A 12,380-nucleotide genomic window follows, 5' to 3' on the forward strand; every position below is an offset into this window, starting at 1 on the left:
GCGAACTCTGCGGCCCCGCCCTCCCGGGGGCAACCGAATATCAGGGCCGCATCGACCGGTTGGGCCACCACACCCGCGACCCGAGGTCCCGCGCCAGCGACGGCACCAGCAGCGAGCGCACCACCAGCGTGTCCAGCAGCACGCCGAACGCGACGATGAAGGCGATGAACGCCATGAAGGCCAGCGGGATGACGGTGAGCGCCGCGAAGGTGGCGGCCAGCACCACGCCCGCCGAGGTGATCACCCCGCCGGTGGCGGCGAGCCCGGTGCGGATGCCCTCCCGGGTGCCGTGCCGCAGGGTCTCCTCGCGGACCCGGGTCATCAGGAAGATGTTGTAGTCGACGCCCAGCGCCACCAGGAACACGAACCCGTACAGCGGCACGGAGGCGTCGGTGCCGGTGAAGCCGAAGCCGAAGCGGAAGAGCAGCGCGGTCACGCCGAGGGTGGCCAGGTAGTTGAGGCCCACCGTGAGCACCAGCAGGACGGGCAGGAGCAGGCCCCGCAGCAGTACCACGAGGATCACCAGGATGATCGCCAGCACCACCGGCACGATCAGCGTGCGGTCCCGCGCGGCGGTGGCCTGGGTGTCGTACTGCTGGGCGGTGTAGCCGCCGACCAGCGCGTCGGCGCCCTTCACCTCGTGCACGGCGTCGCGCAGCCGGGGGACGGTCGCCTTGGCGGCGTCGCTGTCCGCGGCCGCCTCCAGCGTGGCGTCGATCCGCACCTCGCCGTCGACCACCAGCGGCTTCCCGCGCCCGGGGCCCTCCGCGGAGACCGGCACGGCGCGGCTGACGCCCTCGGTCGCGGCGGCCGCCCGGGTGACCTCCTGGACCTTGTCGGCGCGGGCGACGATCACCGCGGGGTTGCCGGAGCCGGCGGGGAAGTGCCGCCCCAGCGCCTGCTGCCCGGTCACCGAGGGGGCGTCGTTGACGAAGATCTCGTCCAGCGGGGTCCCCTTGGCGTTGAGCAGCGGGGAGAAGGCGGCGCAGGCGGCGAGGCCGATCAGTGCGGTGATCCAGATCCGGCGCGGCCGGCGGTCCACCAGGTCCGCCACGCGGTGCCACAGACCGTGTTCGCGGCGGTCCTTGGCCTTGGCCGAGGCGGGACGGGTGGGCCAGTAGGCGGCGTTGCCCAGCAGGACCAGGACGGCGGGCAGGAAGGTGAGCGCGGCGGCCATCGCGCAGACCACGCCGATCGCGCCGACCGGGCCGAGCGCGCGGTTGTTGGAGAGGTCGCTGACCATCAGGGCCAGCAGGCCGAGGGCGACCGTGAGCCCGCTCGCGGTGACCGCGCCGGCGGTCTGCCGCAGGGCGGTGCGCATCGCGGCGTACTTCTCGTGGCCCAGGGTGAGTTCCTCGCGGAACCGGGCGGTGAGCAGCAGGGCGTAGTCGGTGGCCGCGCCGATCACCAGGATGAAGAGGATGCCCTGCACCTGACCGTCGACGGAGACCACGTCCCGCCGGGCCAGCGCGTAGACGACGGCGCAGGCGAGGGAGAGCGCGAACACCGACGTGATGATGACGACCAGCGGCAGCAGGACGCTCCGGTAGACGACCAGCAGGATGAGCAGCACCACGCAGAGCGCCACCAGGAGCAGGATGCCGTCGATCCCCGCGAAGGCCTCGGAGAGGTCGGCGCGGGTGGCGGCCGGGCCGGTGACGTAGACGTTCATGCCGTCGACCCGGGCGGCGTCGGAGCGGATGGAGTCGACGGCGGCCTTGGACTCCTCCTCGTCGGCGGACTCCAGCGGCAGCACGGCGGACAGGGCCCGCCCGTCCTCGGAGGGGATCAGCTGCCCGGCGCCGGGGGTGTCGGCCTTCACGCCGGGTGTCCTGGCGGCCTCGGCGAGCGCCTCTCCGGCGGCCTGGCGCTGGGCCGCAGTGACGCGTCCTTCCTCGGCCACCCAGACGAGGATGGCGGGCACGGTCTCGTCGCGCTGGAACCTCCGCTGTTCCTCCGCGACCTTGGTCGACTCCGCGCTCTCGGGCAGGAACGCGGCCTGGTCGTTGGTGGCGACGCCGCTGAGCTTGCCGGCGTACGGACCGAGGAGGCCTCCCGCCAGCAACCAGACGACCACCACGAGCAGGACGGGAACGAGCCGCCGCCACCGGCGGGATGCTTGCATGGGCTGTCTCCTCCGCTGCACCGTCAGGTCTTGCCGCCCTGTGCGGACCCTACGGTTCCGAGTGCCCGGTGCCCCGCCTGGCGCGCCCCATCCCCCGCGGTTGGGTGCGCCGTCCTCCGGCGCCGGTGCGGCGGGCCGCCGGTGCCGTGGACCGCCGTCAGGGCCCGGGGCTCAACTCCCCCGGGTCCGTGCCCTCGCCCTCCGAGACCACCAGAACGGCGCTCTCCGGGTCCGGGCCCACCGCGAGCGCCACGGCCGGGTCGATGCCCTCGATCCGGTAGGCGCCGGTCGCCTGCCCCGGAGTCTCCCGCGGCTCCTCCCCGACGCAGCCGGTGTCGTCGCAGCGCGGGACGACGGCGACGCCGAGCCTCTCCCCGACGGTGAAGTCCTTGAGGGTCACCCCGTCGTGGTACGTCCGCCCGTCGTACTCCGCCCGCAGCGGGCAGTCGGCGGCCGCGAGGGCCTCCTCCCGCCCGCCGCAGACCACCGTCCCGTCCAGCAGGGCCGTCACCGCCACCCCCACCGCGGCCACCGCCCCCACCGCTGGCCCCGCCGCCCGGGCCACGCGCGTTCCCCGTCTCATGAGCTTCCGCCTCTCCGGAGGCCGCCCGGCCCCACGGAACCTCGACGCGGCGGACCGCCTCTTCGTTCACCGTCCCGAACGACCCCGTGAACACGCGTTCGGTGAAACGCCGTCACCTGGGTAGACGGCCGTCGACGGCGGCCGGACGGCGGCCCGTCGGGCGACGGCGAGGGGGAGGACGGCATGACCACCACACCCGGTGAGCGGATACCGGCGACGGGCCGCCGTCGCCGCTTCGACCTGCACTCGACGGCGATGCAGTTCGGCCTGCTCGCGGTGCTGGTGCTGATGCTGGGCCTGGTGGCCCGGGTCGCCGCGGGGGCGATCGGCCGCCGGCCCGGGTGGATCGCCGTGCTGGCGCTGCTCGCGGTCTTCGTCCTGCTGGCCGTGCGGCGACGGCGGCGCCGCCGCTCGGTCGCCCAGCTGGCCCGCACCACCGCCGACGCGCTCGACCTCGCCACCGAGACGGCGATGGACGAGCTGGAGACGGAGCCGGCGGAGCCGGCGCACACCACCGACCTGCCCGCCTCCGCCCCCGAGCCGACGGTCGCGCTCCCTCCGCTGCCCGACTACGACGCCATGGACGCCGACGAGTTCGAACAGGCGGTGGCGGCGTTGTGCGAGCGGGACGGCTGCACCGGCGTCGAGGTGGTGGGCGGCGCGGGCGACCTGGGGGCGGACGTCCTCGCCGTCGCCCCGGACGGCCGCCGGGTGGTGGTGCAGTGCAAGCGCTACAGCACCACCAACAAGGTCGGCTCCCAGGACCTCCAGCGCTTCGGCGGCACCTGCTTCACCGTCCACGAGGCGCACGTCGCCGCCCTCGTCACCACCAGCGACTTCACCGCCCCCGCCCTGGAGTACGCCGAGCAGTGCGGCATCCTCTGCCTGGACCGCGAGGCGCTGCTCGCCTGGACGCTGGGCGCCGCGCTGCCGCCCTGGGGCGCGCCCGCCCCCGCCTGACCGGCAGGCCCCGGGGCGACGCGATCGCCCAGCCGACCGGCTTCAGCACCTCGCAGGCCACCGTCCGGCGCGCCCCGGCCAGTTCGGCGGCGATCCGTCCCTCGCGGGCCGCGTCGACGTCGATCCGGGGGATTCGGCGGGGCCCAGCGCCAGGCACCGCCGGCGCAGGTGGGTGGGCGGGTGGGTGGAGTCGACGGTGTGGCCCTGGCGGGCGCGGGCCCGGCGCAGCCGCTCGATCTCGTGGTCGGGGACGGAGGCGATCTCCTCGGCCAGCCGCTCCCACAGGCCCTCGGCCCGTCGTGCGGTGTCCGCGGCACGCGAGGTCCTCATCAGACCGCGATTGCGCTCGCGGCCCAGCCTGGTCACGACCGACTCGCAGCGGGTGTCGGCCTCGATCCGCTCCCGCACTCGGGACAGGGCTGGTCGATCCGCTCGGCGGCTGGAGCACTCATGGGACGGATGTCCTCCTCCGACGGCTCCTGGCGAGCCGTACTCCAGTTCGGGGCGCGACATCATCACACGAGCCGGACGGTGACGTCCGCTCGAACAACGCACGCCGGAGCGGTACTTCAGGTGAGGTCAGGTCCGGGCCCGCTGCGTCACCGCGATGCAGGCCAGCACCACCAGGGCGGTCAGCGGGGCGAGGGGCGAGAGGCGCTCCCCCATCAGCAGGACCGCCCAGCCGATCGTCAGCAGCGGCTGGGCGAGCTGGAGCTGGCTGGCGCGCGGCACCCCGACGACGGCCATCCCCCGGTACCAGACCACGAAGCCGCCGAACTGCGAGACGGCGGCGACGTACGCCATCCCGGCCAGCGCCCGGCCGCTCGGGTGCACCGGCTCGACCGGCAGGGCGAGCGCGGTGACCAGCGCCGAGACGGGCAGCGCGGCGACCACGCCCCAGCCGATGACCTGCCAGCCGGGCATGTGCGCGGCCAGCCGTCCGCCCTGCGCGTACCCGGCGGCGCAGACCAGCAGGGCGGCGAACAGGTAGAGGTCCCCCAGGGCCGGCAGGCCGCCGCTGTGGTGGAGCGTGAAGACCAGCACGGCGAGCGCCCCCGTCCCGGCCGCCGCCCAGAACGCGCGGGAGGGCCGTCTGCCGGTCAGCGCGGAGGAGAACACGGCGGTGGCCAGCGGCAGCAGGCCGACGACCACGGCGGAGTGGGCGGTGGTGGACACCCGCAGCGCCAGCGTGGTCAGCAGGGGGAAGCCGACGACGCAGCCGCCGGCCACGGTGAGCAGGGCGGGCCAGTGCTCGCGGGCGGGCACCGGCACCCGGGCCAGGCGCAGGCAGAGGGCGGCGAGCAGACCGGCGAGCAGGCCGCGGACGCCGGTGGCGGTCCAGGGGCCGAAGCCGTCCAGCGCCCACACGGTGGCCGGGAAGCTCAGCGAGAAGGAGACCACGCCGAGGGCGGCGGGGAGAGTACCGCTGCGGAAGTCCGGTGCGGTCGCGACGGTAGCGCTATCGTGTGCTGTCATGAATGACGGTAGCAGTGTGGACCGGCTGGCCGCGATCCTGCGCAGGGAGCTGGAGCACTGCCCTTTGGGGCACAAGCTGCCGTCCAGCCGGGAGCTGACCGACCGCCACCAGGTGAGTCCGGTGACGGTCTCCCGGGCGGTCGCCGTGCTGGCCGACGAGGGGCTGGTCGTGACCCGGCCGGGCGCCGGCGTCTTCCGCGCCGCCGCCCCGCCCCGGGCCGCGGCCTCCGGCGACCTGTCCTGGCAGGAGGTCGCGCTGAGCGCCGACCCTCCGCACGCCGCGCTGGACGTGGGGGCGCGCGCCGCGGACGCCTCCGGCATCCTGACCACCCTCTCCGTGCCGCCGCCCGAGGTGGTCGACCTCAGCGGCGGCTACCCGCACGCCTCGCTGCAGCCCGAGCGCGCCCTCGCGGCCGCCCTCGCCCGGGCCGGTCGGCGCCCGGGCACCTGGTCGCGCCCTCCGGTGGAGGGGCTGCCGGAACTGCGGGAGTGGTTCGCCCGCGACATCGGCGGCCCCGGCGGAGCGCTGACCGCCGGCGACGTGCTGATCACCGCCGGCGGGCAGAGCGCGCTGACCACCGCGTTGCGCGCCCTGGCCGCCCCGGGGTCGCCGGTGCTGGTGGAGTCCCCCACCTATCCGGGCACGCTCGCCGTGGCCCGGGCCGCCGGACTGCGCCCGGTGCCGGTCCCGGTGGACGGGGACGGCGTCCGGACCGACCTGCTGGCCGAGGCCTTCGCCGCCACCCGGGCCCGCCTGCTGGTCTGTCAGCCCCTCTTCCAGAACCCCACCGGCGCGGTGCTCTCCCCCGCGCGCCGGGAGGAGGTACTGGGCGTCGCCCGCCGGGCGGGCGCCTTCGTGGTGGAGGACGACTTCGCCCGCCGCCTGGTCCACGCGGACGCCCCGGCGCCGCCGCGGCCGCTGGCCGCCGACGACCCGGACGGGGTGGTCGTGCACATCCGCTCGCTCACCAAGGCGTCGGCGCCGAGCCTGCGGGTGGGCGCCCTCACCGCGCGAGGCCCGGCGCTGGAGCGGCTGCGCGCGGTGCACGCGGTCGACAGCCTCTTCGTACCGCGCCCGTTGCAGGAGACCGCCCTCGAACTGGTCTGCTCCCCCGCCTGGTCACGTCACCTGCGGACGCTCGCCGCGGCCCTGCGCGACCGCCGCGCCACCCTGCTGACCGCCCTGGCCTCCGTACTGCCCGGCCTGCTGCCCGCGCGCCCGCCGCACGGCGGCTACCACCTGTGGCTGCGCCTGCCCGGCGGCCTCGACGAGCGGGACGTCACCGCCGCCGCCTTGCGCCTGGGCGTGGCCGTCACCCCCGGCGCCCCGTACTTCCCCGCCGGGCCGTCCGCGGCCCACCTGCGCCTCAGCTACGTCGGCACGCCCGGCGCCGCCCAGCTGGAGGACGGCGCCCAGCGGCTGGCTCAGGCGCTCGGGAGCCCGGCCGCCCCCTGAGGCCGGCGCACCGGACCGCAACGGAGACGTGATCAAAAATGACTGCACGCCAACAAGGGTGATCACCTACGCTGCCCTGCGGCCCGTCCCCGGTGGGGGACGGGCGCCCCAACCGTCACACCCGTGCACCAACCCCAGGGGGGGTCCCGTGGAACGCCTCTTCGCGCTCCGGCAGTTCCTGATCATGATCGTCGGCCTGGTCGGCGGCGTCTGTCTGATCGGCTTCAGCATCATCCGTATGGACACGCAGCTCACCGGCACGCCCGGTCAGTTCACGGCCCAGCACTGCGAGAGCGAGAAGACCCGCCGCGGCGGCGTCAATTGGTCCTGCACCGGGTCGTTCGTGGCCGACGACACGTCGTTCACCCTCGAGTCTGCCGAGATGGACACCACCTTCGACTCCGAGCCCACCGCCCCGGTGGCGGCCAAGGCGGAGGACGCGGACGCCACCACCGTCGTGGCCGACGACCCGAAGAAGTGGGCGATCCCCGGCGGCACCGGCGTGATCATCTTCGTCATCGGCGCCTTCATGCTCCGCGGCCGCCTGCGCGACCGCAAGGAGAACCGGGCCGCCGCGGCGGTCTGACGCCGCTCGCCCCGGCGACCCAGCAGGCGCCCCGTGCGGTCCGTCCGCCCGGGGCGCCTTCGCGCGTTCCGGTGACCGCCGACGCACCTCCTCGAGGAAAGCCGCGGGTCGGGCCCGCGTAAGCTTGACCAAATCCTGATAAGGGCAGCCTTTCCTTACCCGCCGCCAGGTGCCTAGACTCCGCTGCGGCCGGACTCCCACGCCCGCGCCATCAGGCCCACCCGCGTGAATCGAGGAACCATGTCCGCCAGTACTCGCCCCCTTCTTCTCGGCGCCGGCACCGCGCTGGCAGCCGTCGTGGCCCTGTCGGGCTGCACCCAGAAGGCCGCGAGCGAGGACGAGGCCCTTCAGGTGACGGCCTCCGACTCGGCCTGCGAGGTGTCCGCGAAGGACTTCCCCGCCGGCCATGTCACGCTGAGCGTGGAGAACAAGGGGTCCAAGGTCACCGAGGTGTACCTCCTCTTCCCCGACGACCGGATCGTGGCCGAGCGCGAGAACATAGGCCCCGGCACCAAGGCGTCCCTGGTGGCCGAGGTGAAGGCCGGCGACTACGAGATCGCCTGCAAGCCCGGCATGAAGGGCGACGGCATCCGTCAGAAGGTCCGGGCCACCGGCGGCGACAAGGCCCCCGCCCGCAGCGCCGAGGCGGACGCCGCGGTCGCCTCCTTCCGCTCCTACGTGCTGGCCCAGGCCGAGCAGACGCTGCCCCGGGCCCAGGCGTTCGCCGACGCCGTCAAGGCCGGCGACGTCGAGAAGGCCAAGGAGCTCTACGCCCCGTCCCGCATCGGCTGGGAGCGCACCGAGCCCGTCGCGGAGTCCTTCGGCGACATCGACCCCAAGGTCGACGTCCGTGAGGACGGCCTCGAGGAGGGCCAGGACCCGGCGAAGGACTGGACCGGCTGGCACCGCCTGGAGAAGGCCCTCTGGGACGAGGGGAAGATCGGCGACCGCGAGAAGGAGCTCGCCGACCAGCTGATGAAGGACCTCGAGGACTGGGTCCAGCGCGTCGGCGAGGCCGAGATCACCCCGACCTCCATGGCCAACGGCGCCAAGGAACTCCTCGACGAGGTCGCCACCGGCAAGGTCACCGGTGAGGAGGAGCGTTACTCCCACACCGACCTGGTCGACTTCAAGGCCAACCTCGAGGGCGCGTCGAAGTCCTACGAACTGCTCAAGCCCGTCGCCGAGAAGAACGACCCGGAACTGGTCAGGACGCTCGACGAGCGGTTCGCCGCGCTGACCGAGCTGCTGGACGGGTACCGCACGGACAAGGGCGAGGAGCAGGACTCCTACACCTACGTCTCCTACGACAAGGTCGGCAAGGCGGACCGCAAGGAGCTCTCCGACGGCGTGAACGCCCTCGCCGAGCCGCTGTCCAAGCTGTCCGCCGCCGTCGCCAAGTAGCCGGCCGGCGCACCCCGCCCGCACGACCGTCAGGGAGAAGCAAGACATGTCCGAGAAGCCGCACGGCGACACAGCGCCCTCGCGTCGCGCGCTGCTCGGCTGGGGCGGCGCCGGGCTCGCGCTCGGCGCCGCCGCGGTGGGAGGCACCGTGGCCGTCGCCGGCGCCGGGGAGGACGAGCGGTCCGCCCCCGACGGCGTCGTCCCCTTCCACGGCCGGCACCAGGCGGGCATCGCCACGCCCGTCCAGGACCGGCTGCACTTCGCCGCCTTCGACGTGAAGACGAAGGACCGCGCCGAACTGGTACGGATGCTGAAGGGGTGGACGCGGGCGGCCGAGCGGATGACGGCCGGCCGCACGGTGGGCGAGGGCGCCTACGGCGGCATACCGGAGGCCCCGCCGGACGACACCGGTGAGGCCCTCGGCCTGCCGGCGTCCCGGCTGACCCTGACCGTCGGTTTCGGCCCGTCCCTCTTCGACGACCGCTTCGGCCTGGCCGGCCGGCGCCCCGACGCGCTGGCCGACCTGCCGAAGTTCCCCGGCGACAACCTGGATCCGGCCCGCGGCGGCGGCGACCTGTGCGTGCAGGCCTGTGCCGACGACCCGCAGGTCGCGGTGCACGCCATCCGCAACCTGACCCGGATCGGCTTCGGCACGGTCGCGATCCGCTGGTCCCAGCTGGGCTTCGGCAAGACGTCCTCCACCACGCCCGAGGCGCACACCCCGCGCAACCTGTTCGGCTTCAAGGACGGCACCCGCAACATCGCCGGCACCGACACCGCCTCCCTCGACAAGCACGTCTGGGCGGGCGGGAAGGGCGCCGGCTGGATGGAGGGCGGCTCCTACCTGGTGGCCCGCCGGATCCGCATGAACGTCGAGACCTGGGACCGCACCTCCCTGCAGGAGCAGGAGGACGTCTTCGGCCGCGACAAGCAGCGGGGTGCGGCCGTCGGCAAGAGCAAGGAGCACGACGAGCCGTTCCTGAAGGCGATGAAACCGGACTCCCACGTGCGCCTCGCGCACCCGGACTCCAACGGCGGCGCGGCGATGCTGCGGCGCGGCTACTCCTTCACCGACGGCACCGACGGCCTCGGCCGCCTGGACGCGGGCCTGTTCTTCCTGGCCTACCAGAGCGACCCGCGGACCGGGTTCGTCCCCGTCCAGACCGCCCTGGCGCGTTCCGACGCGCTCAACGAGTACATCCAGCACGTGGGTTCGGCACTGTTCGCCGTTCCCCCGGGCGTCCGCGGCGAGGACGACTGGTGGGGCCGGGCGCTGTTCACCTGACGCGCCGCACGGCCCCGCCGCCCGTCCCCTGTTCGTCACCGCTCGGAAGAAAGGAACCGGCGTGTTCGCCAACTACCTGATCGGCCTGCGTGAGGGGCTGGAGGCGAGCCTCGTCGTCTGCATCCTGATCGCCTACCTGGTCAAGACCGGCAACCGGGACCGGCTCGGGCCGGTCTGGGCGGGCGTCGGCGTCGCCGTGGCGCTGTCCCTCGCCTTCGGCGCGGCGCTCCAGTTCGGCTCCTCCACGCTCACCTTCCAGGCGCAGGAGGCCCTCGGCGGCACCCTGTCCATCGTGGCCGTCGGCCTGGTCACCTGGATGGTCTTCTGGATGCGGCGCACCGCCCGTCACCTGGCCCGCGAGCTGCACGGCAAGCTGGACGCCGCGCTCGCCCTGGGCACCGGCGCGCTGGTGGTCACCTCCTTCCTCGCCGTCGGCCGGGAGGGGCTGGAGACCTCCCTGTTCATCTGGACCGCCGTCCAGGCCAGCGGCGACGGCGCCCGCCCGCTGGTGGGCGCCCTGCTGGGCCTGGCCACCGCGGTGGCGCTGGGCTGGCTGTTCTACAAGGGCACGCTGCGGATCAACCTCTCGAAGTTCTTCCGCTGGACCGGCGCCATGCTGGTCGTGGTGGCGGCGGGCGTCCTCGCCTACGGCGTCCACGACCTCCAGGAGGCCGACTTCCTGCCGGGCCTGGGCGACCGCGCCTTCGACATCAGCGCGACGATCCCGCCCGAGTCCTGGTACGGCACCCTCCTCAAGGGCATCTTCAACTTCCAGCCCGACCCGACCGTCCTTCAGCTCGTCGTCTGGCTGCTCTACCTGGTCCCCGCGATGGCCCTCTTCCTCGCCCCCGAGCGCCGCCGCCCCGCCGCGGCGGCCGCCACCGAGGCGCCGGCGGCCACCGGGTCCACCACGGCCGACCGCGGCTGACCCGCACCGCGCACGCCGAACGGCCCCGCCCGCTGCACGCGGACGGGGCCGTTCGTCTGTCCAGGCACCCGGGGCAGGGGCGCGGGACCACCGGCTCAGAAGGTCAGCTTCCAGCTGTCGATGTAACCGGTGTCCTGGGAGGCGACGTCCTGGACCCGCAGGCGCCAGCTGCCGTCGGCCGTCTCGGTGGAGGCGTTCACGGTGTAGGTGGCGATCACGTTGTCCGCGGAGTCGGAGCCGCTGGAGCTCTTCAGCCGGTAGGCCGTGCCGTCCGGGGCGAGCAGGTCGACGACCAGGTCGCCGCGCCAGGTGTGCTTGATGTCGACGCCCACCTTCAGCGTCGAGGGCGCGTTGCCGGTGCGGCCGGTGACGGCGATGGTCGAGGTGACCGCGGCGCCGCCGTCCGGGATGGCGACGTCCGTGGTGTTCTCGAAGGTGGTGCCGGGCGCCGGCGGGGCCTGCGTGCCCAGGGTCCAGACGGCGTTCGCGAGGGCGTCGGTGTTGCGGTCCAGGGCGGTGTCGTTGATGTTCGTGGTGCTGTCGCAGGACGAGTGGTAGCAGCGGTCGAAGGCCTGGCCTGCCGTCCCGCCCCACTTGGTGGCCTGCGCGGAGGTCTTCACGCTGCTGGCGCCGGTGAAGAGGCCGCCGACGGGTATCCCCGCGGACTTGAACGGGGCGTGGTCGGAGCGGCCGTCGCCCTCGGTCTCGATCTCCGTGGGGACGCCGATGCCCGCGTACCAGTCCTTGAAGACCTTCTCCAGCGTCGCGTCGTCGTCGTAGACGAAGTAACCCGGGTTCGGGGAGGCGATCATGTCCAGGTTGAGGTACCCGGTGATGCGCGAACGGTCGGTGCTCGTCAGGCTGTTGACGTAGTACTTGGAGCCCACCATGCCGAGCTCCTCCGCGCCCCACCAGGCGAACCGCAGGTGCTTGGTCGGCTGGAGCTGGGCCCGCGACACGGCGAGCGCGGTCTCCAGCACGCCCGCGGAGCCGGACCCGTTGTCGTTGATGCCCGCGCCGCTGGAGACCGAGTCGAGGTGCGCCCCGGCCATCAGGACCTGGCTGGTGTCGCCGCCGGGCCAGTCGGCGATCAGGTTGTACCCGGTGGCGCCGGAGGACGTGAACTGCTGGACGGTGGTGGTGAACCCGGCGGCGTCCAGCTTGGCCTTCACGTAGTCGACGGAGGCCTTGTAGCCGGTGCGGCCGTGGGCGCGGTTGCCGCCGTTGGCGGTGGCGATCGACTGGAACTGGGTCAGGTGCGCCTTGACGTTCGCCAGCGGGATGTCCGGCGCGGCAAGGGCGCCCGCCTGCGTGGCCGTGCTCGGGGCGGAGGCCGCGGAGGCGCCCGCCGTGCTGCCGTACGAGGAGGGGGTGACGGCGAGCAGCGCTCCCACCGCCACGGCGGCGACGGTCGCGGTGCGTCTGCGGAACGATCGGGGCGGGCCGGCCTGGTAGCTCGTCATGAGGGCCGCTCTTTCTCGTCGAGGGATCCGGAGGGTGTCCGGACGGGGGGTCAGGGCCGGGTGGGCCCTGTGCGGCCCCGATGCTCACCGAGTTGTCAGTGTCCCGTCAATACC

The 12,380-nt window shown here is 74.0% G+C and carries 11 protein-coding genes; 6 read left to right on the forward strand and 5 right to left on the reverse strand.

What is annotated here, in order from left to right; all coding sequences use genetic code 11:
* Positions 1-40 precede the first annotated feature (40 nt).
* Together ACFRAV_RS21765 and ACFRAV_RS21770 are read right to left on the reverse strand one after the other, a co-directional pair.
* On the reverse strand, positions 41-2,125 hold the full coding sequence (locus ACFRAV_RS21765) for an MMPL family transporter (RefSeq protein ID WP_382557924.1): 2,085 nt from the start codon (positions 2,123-2,125) through the stop codon (positions 41-43).
* A 157-nt stretch (positions 2,126-2,282) separates the two neighbouring features.
* Positions 2,283-2,708 carry a DUF6281 family protein gene (locus ACFRAV_RS21770; protein WP_382557925.1) on the reverse strand — a complete coding sequence of 142 codons (426 nt, stop codon included), beginning with the start codon at positions 2,706-2,708 and terminating at the stop codon, positions 2,283-2,285.
* 183 nt (positions 2,709-2,891) lie between these two features.
* On the opposite strand from ACFRAV_RS21770, the gene ACFRAV_RS21775 reads away from it, so the two are divergent.
* Positions 2,892-3,668, forward strand: coding sequence for a restriction endonuclease (locus tag ACFRAV_RS21775; RefSeq protein ID WP_382557926.1), 777 nt, complete (start codon positions 2,892-2,894; stop codon positions 3,666-3,668).
* Between the two features lie 42 nt (positions 3,669-3,710).
* Here the strand turns inward: ACFRAV_RS21775 and ACFRAV_RS21780 are convergent, their stop codons facing one another.
* Together ACFRAV_RS21780 and ACFRAV_RS21785 are read right to left on the reverse strand one after the other, a co-directional pair.
* Complete coding sequence (locus ACFRAV_RS21780; protein ID WP_382557927.1) at positions 3,711-4,076, reverse strand: hypothetical protein; 366 nt, start codon at positions 4,074-4,076, stop codon at positions 3,711-3,713.
* A 171-nt stretch (positions 4,077-4,247) separates the two neighbouring features.
* Positions 4,248-5,069, reverse strand: coding sequence for a DMT family transporter (locus ACFRAV_RS21785; protein ID WP_382557966.1), 822 nt, complete (start codon positions 5,067-5,069; stop codon positions 4,248-4,250).
* A 73-nt stretch (positions 5,070-5,142) separates the two neighbouring features.
* Here ACFRAV_RS21785 and ACFRAV_RS21790 point away from each other — a divergent pair, with 73 nt between their 5' ends.
* From ACFRAV_RS21790 to efeU, 5 genes are all read left to right on the forward strand, one after another.
* Positions 5,143-6,600: a PLP-dependent aminotransferase family protein gene (locus tag ACFRAV_RS21790; RefSeq protein WP_382557928.1), complete on the forward strand. Its 1,458-nt coding sequence runs from the start codon at positions 5,143-5,145 to the stop codon at positions 6,598-6,600.
* A 148-nt stretch (positions 6,601-6,748) separates the two neighbouring features.
* A complete protein-coding gene (locus ACFRAV_RS21795) occupies positions 6,749-7,186 on the forward strand; it encodes a hypothetical protein (protein ID WP_382557929.1) in 438 nt (145 codons plus the stop codon).
* 240 nt (positions 7,187-7,426) lie between these two features.
* Complete coding sequence (gene efeO / locus ACFRAV_RS21800) at positions 7,427-8,590, forward strand: iron uptake system protein EfeO (protein WP_382557930.1); 1,164 nt, start codon at positions 7,427-7,429, stop codon at positions 8,588-8,590.
* A gap of 46 nt (positions 8,591-8,636) precedes the next feature.
* Positions 8,637-9,875, forward strand: coding sequence for an iron uptake transporter deferrochelatase/peroxidase subunit (gene efeB / locus ACFRAV_RS21805; protein ID WP_382557931.1), 1,239 nt, complete (start codon positions 8,637-8,639; stop codon positions 9,873-9,875).
* Between the two features lie 61 nt (positions 9,876-9,936).
* A complete protein-coding gene (gene efeU, locus ACFRAV_RS21810) occupies positions 9,937-10,803 on the forward strand; it encodes an iron uptake transporter permease EfeU (RefSeq protein WP_382557932.1) in 867 nt (288 codons plus the stop codon).
* Between the two features lie 95 nt (positions 10,804-10,898).
* Here the strand turns inward: efeU and ACFRAV_RS21815 are convergent, their stop codons facing one another.
* Positions 10,899-12,266 carry a M28 family metallopeptidase gene (locus ACFRAV_RS21815; protein ID WP_382557933.1) on the reverse strand — a complete coding sequence of 456 codons (1,368 nt, stop codon included), beginning with the start codon at positions 12,264-12,266 and terminating at the stop codon, positions 10,899-10,901.
* Between the last annotated feature and the right edge of the window lie 114 nt (positions 12,267-12,380).

It is taken from the genome of Streptomyces sp. NPDC056600 (assembly GCF_042792855.1).
GTDB lineage: Bacteria > Actinomycetota > Actinomycetes > Streptomycetales > Streptomycetaceae > Streptomyces.

Coding starts and splice junctions, on each gene's coding strand:
- ACFRAV_RS21765 (WP_382557924.1), bottom strand. CDS start 2,125: ATGCAAGCATCCCGCCGGTGGCGGCGGCTCGTTCCCGTCCTGCTCGTG.
- ACFRAV_RS21770 (WP_382557925.1), bottom strand. CDS start 2,708: ATGAGACGGGGAACGCGCGTGGCCCGGGCGGCGGGGCCAGCGGTGGGG.
- ACFRAV_RS21775 (WP_382557926.1), top strand. CDS start 2,892: ATGACCACCACACCCGGTGAGCGGATACCGGCGACGGGCCGCCGTCGC.
- ACFRAV_RS21790 (WP_382557928.1), top strand. CDS start 5,143: ATGAATGACGGTAGCAGTGTGGACCGGCTGGCCGCGATCCTGCGCAGG.
- efeO (WP_382557930.1), top strand. CDS start 7,427: ATGTCCGCCAGTACTCGCCCCCTTCTTCTCGGCGCCGGCACCGCGCTG.
- efeB (WP_382557931.1), top strand. CDS start 8,637: ATGTCCGAGAAGCCGCACGGCGACACAGCGCCCTCGCGTCGCGCGCTG.
- ACFRAV_RS21815 (WP_382557933.1), bottom strand. CDS start 12,266: ATGACGAGCTACCAGGCCGGCCCGCCCCGATCGTTCCGCAGACGCACC.